Origin of the sequence: Streptosporangium oxazolinicum, from assembly GCF_039537505.1 — a bacterium.
Classification (GTDB): Bacteria; Actinomycetota; Actinomycetes; order Streptosporangiales; family Streptosporangiaceae; genus Streptosporangium; species Streptosporangium oxazolinicum.
This window is the reverse complement of the sequence record NZ_BAABAQ010000010.1, coordinates 135,636-150,007: the sequence shown is the minus strand read 5'-3', so window position 1 is coordinate 150,007 and position 14,372 is coordinate 135,636. Positions and strand designations below refer to the sequence as shown.

The following is a 14,372-nucleotide window of genomic DNA, read 5'->3' as shown; positions in this document are numbered from 1 at the left end:
TATTGCATAACATGAGAACACATTCCATTACATGGAACAACAGTCGGCCGTGACCGGACCCGGACCCGGGAGGCGGGCGGATCAGCCGTTGGGCACCGGGGCGGGGGCGCCGAGGGCGGCGGAGACGTCGCGGGCCGCGGAGACGACCTCGGGCGCGAACCGCTCCAGGTCCTCGCGGCCCATGTCCATCGCGAGGGCGGAGATGGAGATGCCGCCGAGCACCTGGCCGGTGTGGTCGAAGACCGGGGCGCCGACGCAGAGGATGCCCGGCAGGTTCTCCTCGTCGTCGAGCGCGTAGCCGCGGGATCGTACCAACGCCAGGTCGGCCAGCAGGTCCTCCGGCGTCGCCAGCGTGGTGGGGGTCGGGGCCGGCATGCCCGTACGGGCGCAGATGGCGCGGACCTCGTCGGTGCCGAGCTGGGCCAGGACCGCCTTGCCGATCGCGGTGCAGTGCAGGCGCAGGCTCATCCCGACCCGCGAGGGCATCTGGTACGGCCGCCGGCCCTCCAGCTTGTCGACGTAGACGGCCTCGTCCCCGCTGCGGATCGCGAAGTGCGTGGTGTAGCCAATCCGCTCGTGCAGCGCGTTGAGCGCGCCGGAGGCCTGACGGGCCGGGTCGAAGCGGCTCATGACCCGGCCGGCCAGCGTGAGGATCCGCGGCCCCGGCTCGTACCCGCCCCGGCCGTCGGCCCGCGCGAACCCCCACTCGACCAGCGACTGGAGGATGCGATGCACGGTCGACTTGGACACGCCCGTCGCGGCGGCGATGTCGGTCACCCGGTGGTGCTCGGCGATCGCCTCCAGCACCGTGAGCGCCTTGTCGATGGAACTGCCTTCCCTGACCACGGTCGTGAGCCTACTGGTCAGCGCGCCAACCAGCCTCCGTCGACCGCCAGCAGGTGCCCGTTGACGTAGTCGGAGGCGCCGGACGCCAGGAAGACGGCGGCTCCCACGAGGTCCTCGGGGGTGCCCCAGCGCCCGGCGGGGATGCGGCCCCTGATCTCGGCCTCCCGCTCGGGGTCGTCCCAGAGCCGCTCGGTGTTGCCGGTCCTGATGTAGCCGGGGGCGATCGCGTTGACCTGCACCCCCGAGCCCGCCCACTCGCAGGCCAGCGCCCGCGTGAGCCCGGCGACGCCGTGCTTGGCCGCGGTGTAGCCGACGACGTTGACACCCCCCTGGAAGGACAGCATGGAGGCGATCATGATGATCTTCCCGGAGCCCCGGGCGAGCATCCGCGCCCCCAGAGCCTGGCTGAGCAGGAAGACCGCGTCCAGATTGACGTCGAGCACCTCGCGGAAGGACGCGTGGGGGTGCCCGGCGGCCGGGGCCCTGCGGATGATCCCGGCGTTGTTGACCAGCACGTCGACCGGGCCCAGGCGCGCGGCCGCCTCGGGGACGGCCCGGGGGTCCGACAGGTCGAGGATCCACCGGGAGGCCCGCCTGCCGGTATCGCGGACCTCGGCCTCGACCTCGTCCAGGTCGTCGTCGCGGCCGTGCAGCACGATGTCGGCCCCCGCCGCCGCCAGGCCCACGGCCAGGGCCCGCCCGATCCCGGTCCGCGCGCCGGTGACGAGCGCGGTCCTGCCCTCCAGCGAGAACATCAGCGCAGCTCGCCGATCTCGACCTGCTCCATGTCCTCGAACGCCTGGTTCTCCCCACCCATCGCCCAGACGAAGGAGTAACTCCTCGTGCCGAAGCCGCAGTGCACCGACCAGCACGGGGAGACGACGGCCTGCCGGTCGGCGACGACGAGGTTGCGCGTCTCGTCGGGCCGTCCCATCAGGTGGATCACCCGTTCGCCGGGCGGCAGGTCGAAGTAGAGGTAGACCTCGGTCCTGCGCTCGTGGGTGTGGCAGGGCATGGTGTTCCACATGCTGCCGGGCTCCAGCACGGTCACGCCGAGCACGAGCTGGCAGCTCCGGATGCCCTTGGCGTGGACGTACTTGTAGATCGTCCGGTCGTTGGAGCCGTCCCGGCCGCCCAGCCGTACGGGTTCGGCGTCCTCCAGGGTCGCGGCGGTCGTCGGCAGGGTGGCGTGCGCGGGGGTGGAGACCAGGTAGAACGCGCCCCCCTCGAAGACCACCTCGCGGGCCCCTCGTCCGACGTAGAGACACTCCTTGGCGGCCAGGGGGTACGCGGTGCCGTCGACGGTCACCGTGCCGGGCTCGCCGATGTTGACCACGCCAAGCTCGCGGCGCTCCAGGAAGTACTCCGACCTGAGCGGGTCGGGGCAGTGCAGTCTCAATGGCTCATCGTCCGGCAGGGCCCCGCCGACCACGATGCGGTCCTCGTGGGAGTAGAGCAGGCGGACCTCCCCGGGGACGAAGATCTGCTCCACCAGGAACCGGCGGCGCAGCCAGTCGGTCGTCGCCCCGGTGATCTGGTCGGGTGCCGTGGCGTGCCGTACCTCCATCGACCCTCCATTGTTCTATTACATGAAACTAGAGACTGCTACATAGAACGATGTAAGCATACAACGGTCCCCTTCCTCACGCACCCACCGCGATTCCCCCGGGCACCGGCGCCCGGAAAACGATCCCTCACCCGGCCGCCGAAGGACGCCGGGAGGGTCAGAAGGATGGAGGCCAAGGTCCGCGTCCGCCGACCCACCGCGGGAGAGGCGGCACCCGTCGGCCCGTTAAAGGGAAAGCCGGCATCCGCGCCCGTACTGCGACGGGCGCGGCGGGGGCCGCCTCGATCGGGCGGCCCGATGGTCCGTACGGCGGCCGGTGAGACCGCCGCACGGTGCGGGGTCAGACCTCGACCACCACGGGAATGATCATCGGGCGGCGGCGGTAGGTGTCGCTCACCCAGCGCCCCACGGTCCTGCGGACCACGCGGCGGACCTGCTGGATGTCCACCACCCCGTCGGCCGCGTTCTCCTGGAGGGCCCGCTCGACCTGCGGCAGGATGTCGTCGAACATCGCCGGGTCGATGCCGGATCCCCTGGCGTGGATCTCCGGGCCCCCGGCGAGCTTGCCGGTGGCGGTGTCGACCACGATGACGATGGAGATGAAGCCCTCCTCGCCCAGGATGCGGCGATCCTTGAGCGCGAAGTCGGTGACGTCGCCCACCGAGGTGCCGTCCACGTAGACGTAACCGGCGGGAACCGCGCCCACGATCTTGGCCCGGCCGTCGATCAGGTCCACCACGACGCCGTCCTCGGCGATCACGATGTGGTCGTCGGGCACCCCGGTCAGCGCGGCGAGCTTGGCGTGCGCCCGCAGGTGACGCCATTCGCCGTGCACCGGCATGAAGTTGGACGGCCGCGTCAGGTTGAGCACGTACAGCAGCTCACCCGCGGCGGCGTGCCCGGAGACGTGCACCTTCGCGTTGCCCTTGTGCACCACGCGGGCGCCCCAGCGCGACAGCCCGTTGATCACGTTGTTGACCGCGGTCTCGTTGCCCGGCACCAGCGAGGAGGCCAGCAGGACCGTGTCGCCCTCGGCGATCCGGATCGGGTGGTCGCGGTTGGCCATGCGCGACAGCGCCGCCATCGGCTCGCCCTGGGATCCGGTGCAGATCAGCACCACGTCCTCCGGCGGCCAGCCCTCGATCTCCTTGGAGTCGACGATCAGGCCGGGCGAGACCCTCAGGTAGCCCAGGTCGCGGGCGACGCCCATGTTGCGCACCATCGAGCGGCCGACCAGCGCGACCTTGCGGCCGTGCTTCTCTGCCGAGTCGATGACCTGCTGGACGCGGTGGATGTGGGAGGCGAAGCTCGCCACGATCACGCGCTTGCCCGCGGTGCGGATCACCTCGTCGATGACCGGCGCGATCTCCCGCTCGCTGGTGACGAAGCCCGGCACCTCGGCGTTGGTCGAGTCGGACATCAGCAGGTCGACGCCCTCGGCGCCGAGCCTGGCGAACCCGCCCAGGTCGGTCAGCCGCCCGTCGCTGGGCAGCTGGTCCATCCGGAAGTCGCCGGTGTGCAGGACGATGCCCGCGGGCGTCCTGATCGCGACGGCCAGCGCGTCGGGGATGGAGTGGTTGACCGCGAGGAACTCGCACTCGAACGGCCCGAACGCGTGCCGCTCGCCCTCCACGACCTCGCGCTTGGTCGGCTGGATGCGGTGCTCGGTGAGCTTGGCCTCGATCAGCGCCAGCGTCAGCTTGGATCCCACGATCGGGATGTCGCGGCGTTCGCGCAGCAGGTAGGGCACGGCACCGATGTGGTCCTCGTGCGCGTGGGTCAGGACCACGGCCTCGATGTCGTCCAGGCGGCCCCGGATGTATTCGAAGTCGGGCAGGATCAGGTCGATGCCGGGCTGGTCGGGCTCGGGGAAGAGGACCCCGCAGTCGACGATCAGCAACCGGCCTTCGTACTCGAACACGGCCATGTTGCGGCCGATCTCACCGAGACCGCCCAGCGCGACGATGCGCAGGGCACCGTCGGGCAGCGCGGGCGGCAGCCCGAGTTCGGGGTGGGGGTGACTCATCCGGCCACACCTCTCTCAGAGGTCTCACACGCGACGGAGGCACCCGCGAGCAGCAGGACTACTCCCTCGCCGAGCACTCCGTCCCCCAGCGGACCGTTGTGTCTTCTTTCTCGCAAACTCTCGTTCCTCCCGGATGCGGCCGGTGAGGGCCGCGGTGCTTTATCTCATGTCACAACTTCGTCGGGCAGCTTCACACCGCCCGCGATCAAGTCTTCGCGCAGCCTGGCGAGCTGCTCCCGGGTCGCCTCCACCAGGGGCGGCCGCATCGGTCCCACGGGCTTCCCGACGAGGGACAGCGCCGCCTTCGCCATGATCGCGCCACCGGCCTGCATCATGATCGCGGAGACCACGGGAAGCAGCCTGCGATGGATGGCGAGCGCACCCTGGACGTTCCCCGAGCGGTACGCCTCGATCATCGTGGCGATCTCCGCGCCCGCGACGTGGCCGATCACGCTGACGCACCCCACGGCCCCCACCGACAGCCACGGCAGGTTGAGCGTGTCGTCACCCGAGTAGTAGGCCAGACCGGTGGACGCGATGATCTGCGACCCCTCGAACAGGTCGGCCTTGGCGTCCTTCACCGCGACGATCCGCTCGTGCCGGGCGAGCCGCGCCAGCGTCTCACTCCGGATCGGCACGCCGCTTCGGCCGGGGATGTCGTAGAGCATGGCCGGCAGGGCCGTCGCGTCCGCCACCGTGGTGAAGTGGCGGTAGATCCCCTCCTGGGGAGGCTTGCTGTAGTACGGCGTCACCAGCAGGAGACCGTGGGCCCCGGCGCGCTCGGCGGCCCTGGCCAGCTCCACACTGTGGTGGGTGTCGTTGGTCCCGGCTCCGGCGACGACCGTGGCGCGGTCGCCGACCGCCTCGACGACGGCGCGCAGGAGGCGCTCCTTCTCGTCGTCGGTGGTCGTCGGGGACTCCCCCGTCGTGCCGCTCACGACAAGTCCGTCGTTACGCTGCTCGTCCACCAGGTAGGTGGCGAGCCGCCCCGCTGTCTCGTAGTCGACCGCTCCGTCACTCGTGAACGGTGTGACCATCGCGGTCAGCATGCGGCCGAAGGGGGCGTCGGAGGTTCCAGTTGGCGCTGCCATAGACCGAACGCTACCTGGATCCGCTGAAACGGTGGACCCCGCCACCCCGCCTAACCTCCGTCCACCGATGGGCCCAAGAGCGAACATCGCCACGAGGTGCCCGCTGCACACCGTACACGCGGATATACACCGCCGCGGCGACGGACCCGGGCGGGCAGCGTGTCGTACGCCGGGCGGAGGGGGCGTCCCGGACGGCGGGACGGCCAGGGGCGGCCGGGGCGGTCACCGCGGGAGGGACGGGCGAGAAACCGACCCCCATGCACCTTATGTCCAATTATGAGAAATAAGGAGAACTTTGTCCGCTTTAGCGGTGGCGAGAGCTTCCTTGAACGAGAAAGAGGCCGCCGATATGTGCTCGGGGGTACACACATCGACGACCTCTACCGTTGAATCGGTGGTCCTTACGCGGGTGTTACAGGGTCTCTGAGATATTTTTCGACACTTCTGGGTGCGGCGGTAAAGTTGGAGCTCCAAATCAGGGCCATTACCCTGCGTTGTGCATTGAATACGACAGGATGGGACAACGCCCCAGACCCCCAGGGATGGACACGTGGCAAGCTCCGATCCTGTCTACCTGCGCGTCGTCGCCGACATCCGGCGCCAGATCGTCGACGGCTCCCTCTCCCCCGGCGCCCCGATCCCCTCACGCGCCCAGCTGACCAGAAAGTACGGCGTGGGCGAGACCGCCGCCCGGCACGCGCTGCGCGTGCTCGCCGCCGAGGGCCTGATCGTCGGCCGCGTCGGCTCGGGCCACTACGTACGAGAGCAGCCGGTGCTGCTCCCCCTGCACCGATGGCGTTTCCACGACCACCACGCCCCCTTCGGCGCCGACATCCAGTCGCAGGGCACCCGGGCCACCTGGGACTGGCGGGCCGAGCCCGCCGACGCCACCCCCGACATCGCCCACCGCCTCCGGCTGGACGAGTCGGCCCCGGTCACCCGCACCCACTACGTCTTCCGCGGCGACGGCAAGCCGATCCAGCTCGCCACCTCCTACGAGCCCGCCGAGTTCGGCGAGACCGCCGAGGAGAGCCACCGGGGGCTGATCGCCCGCCTGTCGGCCATCGGCGTCAAGGTCACCGAGATCGTCGAGCAGGTCTACACCCGCGTCCCGCAGCCGGCCGAGAGCGACGCCCTCGCCCTGCCCGCGGGTGTCCAGGTCCTGCACGTCGAGCGCACCCACTGGGCCGGAGACCGCCCGGTGGAGACCAGCGACATCGTCATCCCCGGCGACCGCTTCCGCCTCGTCTACGCCCACCCCCTGCACCCCTGACACCCCGGCCCGAAGCCCGGCGCGACCGGGGGCGGGTCCTCACCGTCCCGTGTCGCGGCACCCGTGTGCCGCCCGTCGCGGAAGCCCCGGAAGTCCCGGAAGCCGGAAGGACGCCCGCCGACCCGCGACGCCGTACCGGGCGGCGAACCGATCACAAAGCTTAAAACTCCCTTCAGCGCCAATACCCCCTCTGGCCGCACACGTGGCTGATCTTTGGCAGAACGGATCACTCAACCGTGGTCCGGTCAGCTGATAGATCAGCCACGAAGAGGGACAAAAGATGCGTAGATGGCGTGCGGCCACAGTGATCACGACGATCGGTGTCGCGATGGGGACGCTGTCCGGGACGGCGATCGCCGACGGCGACCGCGACAGGCACCACCGTCGCACCCTCGACCTGCAGGCCCACCGGGGTGGACTGGGGCTGGTCGTGGAGAGCACTCTCGCCTCGTTCGCCAACGGGCTGGAAACCGGGGTCGGCACGCTCGAACTCGACGTGCAGATCACCGAGGACGGCAAGGCCGTCGTGACCCACGACCGGCAGGTCAACGGCAGGAAGTGCCGGGACACCGCCCCCGCGTTCGACGGCGACCCCGAGTTCCCCTACGTCGGCAAGTTCGTCAACACGCTGACCCTGGCGCAGGTCAGGACCATGGACTGCGGCAGCCAGACGCTGGCGGAGTTCCCCGGCCAGCGGCCGGCCCCCGGAGCTCGGATGCCCCTGCTGAGCGAGGTGTTCGACCTGGTCAAGCGCTACCGCGCGCACGACGTCACGCTCAACGTCGAGACCAAGGTCGAGGCCGGGGCGCCGCAGCAGACATCCCCCAGGGAGCAGTTCGTCCAGGTCACCGCGGCCGAGATCCGCAAGGCCGGGATGCGGCGCCAGGTCACCGTCCAGAGCTTCGACTGGGGCGCCCTGATGCGGATGCGCCAGGTCGACCGGAGGCTGCCTCTCGTGGCCCTGACCAACCGGGACTTCCTCCAGACCGGACAGCCCGGCGCGTCCCCCTGGCTCGGCGGAATCGACATCGACGACTTCGGCGGCGACCCGCTCAAGGCGATCAAGTCCTTCGGCGCGACCGCCTTCTCCCCGGTGCACGGCACGCCGCAGAACGGGAAGGTCACCGACCCCGGCTACCAGCCCTACGTCACCAGGGAGATGGTCGACCAGGCGCACCGCCTCGGCCTCAAGGTGATCCCGTGGACCGTCGACGACGAGCCGACGATGAACAAGCTCATCGACGACGGCGTCGACGGCATCATCACCGACTACCCCGACCGCCTGCGGAAGGTGATGTCCGACCGCGGGTTCAGGCTTCCCCGGCCGTACTTCCCCAGGTAGCTCCCCGGCCGAGGGGAAGCGCCCGTACGGCCGCGCGACGGGTGGCCCGCGAGCTCCGGGAGCGGGGCCGGGTGTTCAACCGTCCGCCGCCGCGGAACATCCGTGTCACAGCCCGGGAAGACTTCCGATGTCACGGATGAGGGCGGGAGCGGAGGACGTCGAGGGCGCGGTCGGCGTGGGCCTCCATGAGGCTCTCGCTGTGGATCACTTCCAGGAGGCGGTGGTCCACGTCGATGACGAAGGTCATCCGGCGGGTGAGGAAGGGGCCCACCGCGACGGCGCGGCGGGCGCCGAGGCGCCGGGCGACGGTGCCGTCAGGGTCGGAGAGCAGGGGAAAGCCCAGCTGGTTGGCCTGGGCGAACCTCGCCTGCCGGTCGACCTGGTCGCGGCTGATCCCGATCCTGGTCGCCCCCTCGGCGGCGAAGTCGGCCGCCAGGTCGCGGAAGTGGCGGCTCTCGGCCGTGCACCCCGAGGTCATGGCCGCCGGGTAGAAGAAGAGCACCACCGGCCCCTTGGCCAGGAACTCGCTGAGCCGCCTCGGCGTGCCCGTCTCGTCGAGGAGCTCGAAGTCCTCGACCACATCTCCCACCGCGAGGCTCACGCCCACGAGTCATCTCCTTATGTCGTCGGAGGATCTCCGCTCGCCCCGGCCGTCGTGATCGGCGAGAGCGGGAGTCGAAGTCCCAACCTCATTTCTAAGCGATTCACCGGCCGAGTGACAGGCCCACAACCGGCCCACCCTGGAATATCCGTTCTCGTCCTCAGGAAACCCCGCGAGTCACCGTCGAACCCCTCGGTCGTCACTCCGGCGTGGCCGTCCTCGGCATCGCCGGGAACACCGAACGCGAAGGCCGGATCGAGAGCGGGCGCGAAAAGTCCTCTCCCTCGTGGCGAGTCATGGGGGCTGATCGACCGTCTGCCGTTTTCGTGGTCATGCGGTTGCCCATATGGGGCATTTTTCCAGCTTGGAGCGTTTTCGTCTGGCTTCTCACCTTCGAAAGCGGTTGGCGCGACGCTCCCTCCGAAGTCGGCCGCACGCTCGCGGGGGATCGTCCTATCCTGGTCGCATGCCGTACATCGAGGAGCGGATCGACACCGTCGAATCCGACATCGCTGAGATCAAAAGTGACGTCGCAGCGATCAGGGCCGGACAGAGCGGTATGGAGTTGAAGGTCAACCGCGTAGCTCAGGACGTCGCCGAGCTCAAGGCCGGGCAGATCGAGATCCGCGACCTGCTCGCCCGTGTCGTCGCGCGGCTGGAGGGCGTGGCCTCGTAGGGATCCGGCCCGGCGCGCCCCGCTTCGCTTCGGAGGCCGTCTCAGATCCTGAAGGCGCTCAGGAACGGGACCGCTGTGTCACGGCGACGCACGCGAGGACGGCCAGCGCCGCCGCGATCGTGACCGCGCCGAAGATCTCGCCGAGCAGCAGCCAGGCCCACAGCAGCGTCAGCAGCGGCTGGGCGAGCTGGGTCTGCCCGGCGCGGGCGATGCCGCCCATGGCCAGGCCCGCGTACCAGGGGATGAAGCCGAGGAACATCGAGACCAGGCCGACGTACGCGAATCCGGCCAGCGAGGCGGCGGTGGGCCGCGGATCGGTGGTGAGCGCGAGCGCGACGGTGATCGGCACGGTCAGCGGGGCGGCGAGGACGAGGGTGTGGGAGATCACCCGCCAGCCGGGGGTCTCGCGGGCCAGGCGCCCGCCCTCGGTGTAGCCGACGGCGGCCGACAGCAGCGCGCCGACGAGCAGCAGGTCGGCCCCGGTGACATGGCCGCCGCCCATGCTGAGGGTGAAGGCGGTGATCGACACGGCTCCGAGGCCGCAGGAGACCCAGAACAGCGCCCTGGGCCACTCCCCCGCCCGCAGTACCGCGCAGGCCGCGGTGGCCGCGGGCAGCAGCCCGATCACCACGGCGGCGTGCGAGGTGGAGGCACCGGCGTAGAGCGCCAGCCCGCTGAAGAGGGGGAAGCCGAACACCACGCCCACCACGATGACGCCGTACGACCGGAGCCGGGACCTGGGCGGCAGCAGCGGCGCCCCGGCCACGAGCAGGAACGCGGCGGCCGCGACGGCCGCGACGGCGGCCCGGCCGACCGCCACGAGGTAGGGGTCGAAGCCCTCCATCGCGAAGACCGTCGCCGGGAACGACCCCGAGAACGCCAGCACGCCGAGCCCGGCCAGCAGGGTCCCCCGCCACGCCCTGCCCCGCGCCTCGGCGGGCACCGCGCCGCCGGGCCGCCGGTCGTGACGCGCCTCCCGGGGAGGCACCACACCGGGCAGCCCCTCCACGGGCGGCGCCGTACCCGCCGCTATCCGATTTGGTACGATAGCGCTACTCTTTTCACTCATGAATGACGATAGCAGTATCGTCCGGCTCACCGCCACGCTCCGTGAGGAGGTGTCGCGGCTCCGTCCGGGCGACCGGCTGCCGTCGAGCCGGGAGCTGGTCCGGCTGCACAACGTGAGCCCGGTGACCGTGTCGCGCGCGATCGGCAGGCTCGCCGCCGAGGGGCGGGTGATCACCAGGCCCGGCAGCGGCGCCTACGTGGCCCCGGCGATCACGCGGGGCGGCGACAGCGCCGACATGTCGTGGCAGACGGTGGCGCTCGGCGACAGGGTGGTGGACGACAGCGAGGTCAGCGGCCTGCTCACCGCCCCGCCCGAGGGGGTCATCCCGCTCACCGGCGGCTACCTCAACCCGGCCCTGCGCCCCTCCAGAGCCCTGTCGGCCGCCGCCTCCCGGGCACTCCGCCGCCCCGACGTGTGGGCGATGCCACCGCTCACCGGCCTCCCGGAGCTGCGCGGGTGGTTCGCCCAGGAGCTGGGCGGCGACGTCACCCCGTCGGACGTGCTGGTCGTGAGCGGCGGCCAGGCGGCGCTCGTCCACGCCTTCCGCGCCCTCGCCGCCCCCGGCACCCCCGTGCTCGTGGAGACCCCCACCTACCCGGGCGCGCTCGCGGCGGCGCGGGCCGCCGGGCTCCGCGCGACGGCCGTGCCCGTGGACCGCGACGGGGTGCGGCCCGAGCTCCTCGCGGAGGCGTTCGCCGTGACCGGCGCGCGGGTCCTCCTCTGCCAGCCGACCCTGCACAACCCCACCGGCGCGACCCTGCCCCTGGAGCGGCGCGAGCAGGTGCTCGCGATCGCCCGCGCCGCCGGGGCGTTCGTGATCGAGGACGACTACGCCCGCTACCTCACCACCGCCCCCGTACCGCCGCCGCTGGTCGCGCTGGACGCCCACGGCACGGTCGTGCACATCAACTCCCTGACCAAGGCCCTGTCGCCGAGCATGCGGGTCGCCGGGGTCGTCGCCCGGGGCCCCGCCGCGCGGCGGCTGCGGGCGAACCAGGTCGTGGAGTCGTTCTTCGTGGCCAGGCTGCTCCAGGAGACGGCGCTGGAGTTCGTCGGCTCGCCCGCCTGGCGGCGCCACCTGGCCGCGCTGGGCACCGAACTGGCGCTCCGCAGGGACACCCTCGCCGCCGCCCTGACCGCCCGGATGCCCGGCGCCGGGATCCACCTCGTCCCCCGGGGCGGCCTGCACCTGTGGGTACGGCTCCCCGGGGAGCTGGACGAGGAGACCGTGGTGGAGGCCGCCGGGAGGGCGGGCGCCCTGGTGAGCCCGGGGCGCATCTACTATCCCGCCGAGCCGCCGGGCCCGCGCATCAGGGTGACCCACTCGGCGGCCGTCCACACGGCCGAGCTGGTCGAGGGGGTCCGCAGGCTCGCGACGGTCCTAGACGGGCCCTGACCTGGCCGCTTTCCGGCGGGGCCTCTCATGGGCGGCGTCCTCGGCGCGGGTCCGGCCTCTCCACACCCTCATGATCATGTTCTCTCCTCCGGTACGACGTGCGTCTGCCGCTCTCCCTGAACGCGAGATAGGCCAGGTACCACATGACAACCTCCTCGAAACACCGGCTATCACGTTATGACGGTGTCGAAGAGAACACAACCCCCTAATGGCGTACAGTGGTTGCGAAGGGGGAAGAGGTGAGCGGCGAGATGGACGACCCCTCCGGCCTGGTGATCGACTTCGTGAACACGTACGACGTCGAGGAGAGGACCGACGCGATCCCCTCCCCTGCCGCGCTGACCGCCTGGCTGGGCAGGCGGGGCCTGATCGGCCCGGAAGACGCGGCCGACGAGAGGGATCTGGCGACGGCCGTCGAGCTCCGCGAGGCCCTCCGTGAGGCGCTTCGCCACAACCACGACCGTCCCGGCGGGCGCCACGGCGACGATGACCACGACCCCGGGCTGTCGAGGCCCTTCGCCGCCCTCCCGCTGCGCGTCGCCCTCACCCCCGGCGGACCGGTGCTCGAACCCGTCGCGACGGGGGTTCCCGGCGGGCTGGCCGAGATCGTCTCCGCCGTGATGAGCGCCCGTTCCGAGGGGATGTGGCCGCGCCTGAAGGTCTGCACCGAGAGCACCTGCCAGTGGGCGTTCGTCGACTCGTCCAAGAACCGCTCACGGTCGTGGTGTTCCATGAAGGTCTGCGGCAACCGCACGAAGACAAGGGCATATCGGGCCCGACGGCAGATGGAGCCGGGTTCACGTCATCTCTGAGTCGGATTCCCCGATACGGTGTAAGAGCCTGCCTCACGGATCCACCCGCCTGATGCCCGCTCGCGTGGCACGAGATCCGCGAGACAGCGCGTTCCGAGGCGACGGCAGACGGCAGAGAAGGAGCGGGCCGAGATGGCAGACGTAGGCGTGCGGGCGGCTCGGCACGATGATGTCGCCGCGGTGACGGGCACCCAGATCCGCGCGTGGAAATACGGCTACCGGGATTTCCTTCCCGAAGGACCGCTGGAGCAGATGACCGGCCCGGCGGCCGAGAACATGTGGCGGCAGCAGTGGGAGGACGCGATCACCTCGCCGCCCAGCCGCTGGCACCGCGTGCTGGTGGCCGTGGAGCAGGTCGTCCTCGACACCGACGCCTTCCCGGCGCTCGGTCCCGGCGGCATCGAGGCGATGGCCGCGCTGCAGGGCGCCGAGAAGGTCGCCGGCCTGGCCTCACACGCCCCGGCGGAGGACCCCGACCTCGACCCGACCGCCGCCGGGGAGATGCTCACGTTCCTGATCGACCCCGACCACGTCCGGCGCGGCCACGGCAGCCGACTGCTGAACGCCACGGTCGACTACCTCCGTGACGACGGCTACCACACCATCGTGACCTGGGTCTTCGCCGAGAACTACGCGGTGCGAGGCTTCCTGGAGTCCGCCGGGTGGGGCGCCGACGGGGCCGAGCGGGTCATCGACATGGGCCGTACGGTGCGGATGATCCGCCTGGCGACCGACATCAGCTAGAGCCGGAGAGGAACCCCGCACCCCCATGGCCACCCCGAGCCAGTGGATCGCCGGAGCACGTCCGCGCACCCTTCCCGCCGCCGTCGTCCCCGTCGCCATCGGCACCGGGGTGGCGATCGGGTACGCCGGAGGGGTGTGGTGGCGGGCGCTGCTCGCCCTGTTCGTCGCCCTCGCCCTCCAGGTGGGCGTCAACTACGCCAACGACTACAGCGACGGGATACGCGGCACCGACGAGGACCGGGTCGGCCCGATGCGCCTGGTCGGCTCGCGCGCCGCGTCACCCCGCCAGGTCCTCGTCGCGGCCCTCGCCTGCTTCCTGGCCGCCGCGGTGGCCGGGCTGGTGCTCGTCGTGGTCACCGGGGCCTGGTGGCTGCTGCTGGTCGGCGCGCTGGCGATCGCCGCGGCCTGGTTCTACACCGGCGGCTCCAGCCCGTACGGCTACCGGGCACTCGGCGAGGTCTCGGTCTTCGTGTTCTTCGGCCTGGTGGCGGTGACGGGCACCACGTACGTCCAGCTCGAATACCTGCCCTGGCTCGCGGTCGCGGCGGCCGTCCCCGCGGGCCTGCTGGCCTGCGCGATGCTCGTGGTCAACAACCTGCGCGACATCGTGACCGACGGCCCCGCGGGCAAACGCACCATGGCCGTGGTGCTCGGTGACACCCGCACCCGCGTCCTGTACACCCTCTGCCTGGTCCTGCCCCTGGTGATCGCGCCCGCGCTGGCGCCGTGGCAGCCGTTCGCGGCGCTGGCGCTGCTTGCCGCCCCGCTCGCCGTCGCCCCGGTGAAGGCCGTACGGGCGGGCGCGACCGGCCCCGCGCTCATCGCCACGCTCCAGCAGACGGGCCGCTTCCAGCTCGTCTACGGCCTGCTGCTCACCATCGGCCTGGCCCTCTGACCTTCGGCCTCCTCGGTCCCGCCAAGACAGGACC

The 14,372-nt window shown here is 71.1% G+C and carries 14 protein-coding genes; 7 read left to right on the top strand and 7 right to left on the bottom strand.

What is annotated here, in order from left to right:
- Positions 1-81 precede the first annotated feature (81 nt).
- The 5 genes from ABD817_RS25280 to dapA all read right to left on the bottom strand — a co-directional run bounded on the left by ABD817_RS25280 (position 82) and on the right by dapA (position 5,530).
- Complete coding sequence (locus ABD817_RS25280) at positions 82-846, bottom strand: IclR family transcriptional regulator (protein WP_344920620.1); 765 nt, start codon at positions 844-846, stop codon at positions 82-84.
- Between the two features lie 17 nt (positions 847-863).
- Positions 864-1,601, bottom strand: coding sequence for an SDR family oxidoreductase (locus ABD817_RS25275; protein WP_344920619.1), 738 nt, complete (start codon positions 1,599-1,601; stop codon positions 864-866).
- Positions 1,601-2,413, bottom strand: coding sequence for a 5-dehydro-4-deoxy-D-glucuronate isomerase (gene kduI, locus ABD817_RS25270; RefSeq protein WP_344920618.1), 813 nt, complete (start codon positions 2,411-2,413; stop codon positions 1,601-1,603). Before kduI ends, ABD817_RS25275 begins: the two co-directional genes overlap by 1 nt.
- 340 nt (positions 2,414-2,753) lie before the next feature.
- Positions 2,754-4,439, bottom strand: a complete 1,686-nt coding sequence (locus ABD817_RS25265) for a ribonuclease J (protein ID WP_344920617.1) — start codon at positions 4,437-4,439, stop codon at positions 2,754-2,756.
- Positions 4,440-4,603: 164 nt separating this feature from the next.
- Positions 4,604-5,530 (bottom strand): 4-hydroxy-tetrahydrodipicolinate synthase, encoded by a 927-nt coding sequence (gene dapA / locus ABD817_RS25260; RefSeq protein ID WP_344920616.1) that lies wholly within the window; start codon positions 5,528-5,530, stop codon positions 4,604-4,606.
- A gap of 550 nt (positions 5,531-6,080) precedes the next feature.
- Here dapA and ABD817_RS25255 point away from each other — a divergent pair.
- Positions 6,081-6,803 (top strand): GntR family transcriptional regulator, encoded by a 723-nt coding sequence (locus tag ABD817_RS25255; protein ID WP_344920615.1) that lies wholly within the window; start codon positions 6,081-6,083, stop codon positions 6,801-6,803.
- Positions 6,804-7,083: 280 nt separating this feature from the next.
- Positions 7,084-8,145, top strand: coding sequence for a glycerophosphodiester phosphodiesterase family protein (locus ABD817_RS25250; protein WP_344920614.1), 1,062 nt, complete (start codon positions 7,084-7,086; stop codon positions 8,143-8,145).
- A 130-nt stretch (positions 8,146-8,275) separates the two neighbouring features.
- On the opposite strand, the gene ABD817_RS25245 is transcribed toward ABD817_RS25250, so the two are convergent.
- Positions 8,276-8,752: a peroxiredoxin gene (locus ABD817_RS25245; RefSeq protein WP_344920613.1), complete on the bottom strand. Its 477-nt coding sequence runs from the start codon at positions 8,750-8,752 to the stop codon at positions 8,276-8,278.
- Positions 8,753-9,212: 460 nt separating this feature from the next.
- On the opposite strand from ABD817_RS25245, the gene ABD817_RS25240 reads away from it, so the two are divergent.
- Positions 9,213-9,422 carry a hypothetical protein gene (locus tag ABD817_RS25240; RefSeq protein WP_344920612.1) on the top strand — a complete coding sequence of 70 codons (210 nt, stop codon included), beginning with the start codon at positions 9,213-9,215 and terminating at the stop codon, positions 9,420-9,422.
- A gap of 58 nt (positions 9,423-9,480) precedes the next feature.
- Here ABD817_RS25240 and ABD817_RS25235 read toward each other — a convergent pair whose 3' ends face one another.
- On the bottom strand, positions 9,481-10,431 hold the full coding sequence (locus ABD817_RS25235) for a DMT family transporter (protein ID WP_344920611.1): 951 nt from the start codon (positions 10,429-10,431) through the stop codon (positions 9,481-9,483).
- A 58-nt stretch (positions 10,432-10,489) separates the two neighbouring features.
- Here ABD817_RS25235 and ABD817_RS25230 point away from each other — a divergent pair, with 58 nt between their 5' ends.
- The 4 genes from ABD817_RS25230 to ABD817_RS25215 all read left to right on the top strand — a co-directional run bounded on the left by ABD817_RS25230 (position 10,490) and on the right by ABD817_RS25215 (position 14,338).
- Positions 10,490-11,887: an aminotransferase-like domain-containing protein gene (locus tag ABD817_RS25230; protein WP_344920610.1), complete on the top strand. Its 1,398-nt coding sequence runs from the start codon at positions 10,490-10,492 to the stop codon at positions 11,885-11,887.
- A gap of 239 nt (positions 11,888-12,126) precedes the next feature.
- Positions 12,127-12,699, top strand: a complete 573-nt coding sequence (locus ABD817_RS25225; RefSeq protein ID WP_344920609.1) for a CGNR zinc finger domain-containing protein — start codon at positions 12,127-12,129, stop codon at positions 12,697-12,699.
- Between the two features lie 132 nt (positions 12,700-12,831).
- Positions 12,832-13,443: a GNAT family N-acetyltransferase gene (locus tag ABD817_RS25220; protein ID WP_344920608.1), complete on the top strand. Its 612-nt coding sequence runs from the start codon at positions 12,832-12,834 to the stop codon at positions 13,441-13,443.
- A gap of 25 nt (positions 13,444-13,468) precedes the next feature.
- Positions 13,469-14,338 carry a 1,4-dihydroxy-2-naphthoate polyprenyltransferase gene (locus tag ABD817_RS25215; protein WP_344920606.1) on the top strand — a complete coding sequence of 290 codons (870 nt, stop codon included), beginning with the start codon at positions 13,469-13,471 and terminating at the stop codon, positions 14,336-14,338.
- The last annotated feature ends 34 nt before the right edge of the window (positions 14,339-14,372 follow it).

What these genes read in the sequence shown, in the direction of transcription:
- ABD817_RS25240 (WP_344920612.1), top strand. Translation starts at nt 9,213, where the DNA reads ATGCCGTACATCGAGGAGCGGATCGACACCGTCGAATCCGACATCGCT.
- ABD817_RS25275 (WP_344920619.1), bottom strand. Translation starts at nt 1,601, where the DNA reads ATGTTCTCGCTGGAGGGCAGGACCGCGCTCGTCACCGGCGCGCGGACC.
- ABD817_RS25215 (WP_344920606.1), top strand. Translation starts at nt 13,469, where the DNA reads ATGGCCACCCCGAGCCAGTGGATCGCCGGAGCACGTCCGCGCACCCTT.
- ABD817_RS25265 (WP_344920617.1), bottom strand. Translation starts at nt 4,439, where the DNA reads ATGAGTCACCCCCACCCCGAACTCGGGCTGCCGCCCGCGCTGCCCGAC.
- ABD817_RS25230 (WP_344920610.1), top strand. Translation starts at nt 10,490, where the DNA reads ATGAATGACGATAGCAGTATCGTCCGGCTCACCGCCACGCTCCGTGAG.
- kduI (WP_344920618.1), bottom strand. Translation starts at nt 2,413, where the DNA reads ATGGAGGTACGGCACGCCACGGCACCCGACCAGATCACCGGGGCGACG.
- ABD817_RS25220 (WP_344920608.1), top strand. Translation starts at nt 12,832, where the DNA reads ATGGCAGACGTAGGCGTGCGGGCGGCTCGGCACGATGATGTCGCCGCG.
- ABD817_RS25250 (WP_344920614.1), top strand. Translation starts at nt 7,084, where the DNA reads ATGCGTAGATGGCGTGCGGCCACAGTGATCACGACGATCGGTGTCGCG.
- dapA (WP_344920616.1), bottom strand. Translation starts at nt 5,530, where the DNA reads ATGGCAGCGCCAACTGGAACCTCCGACGCCCCCTTCGGCCGCATGCTG.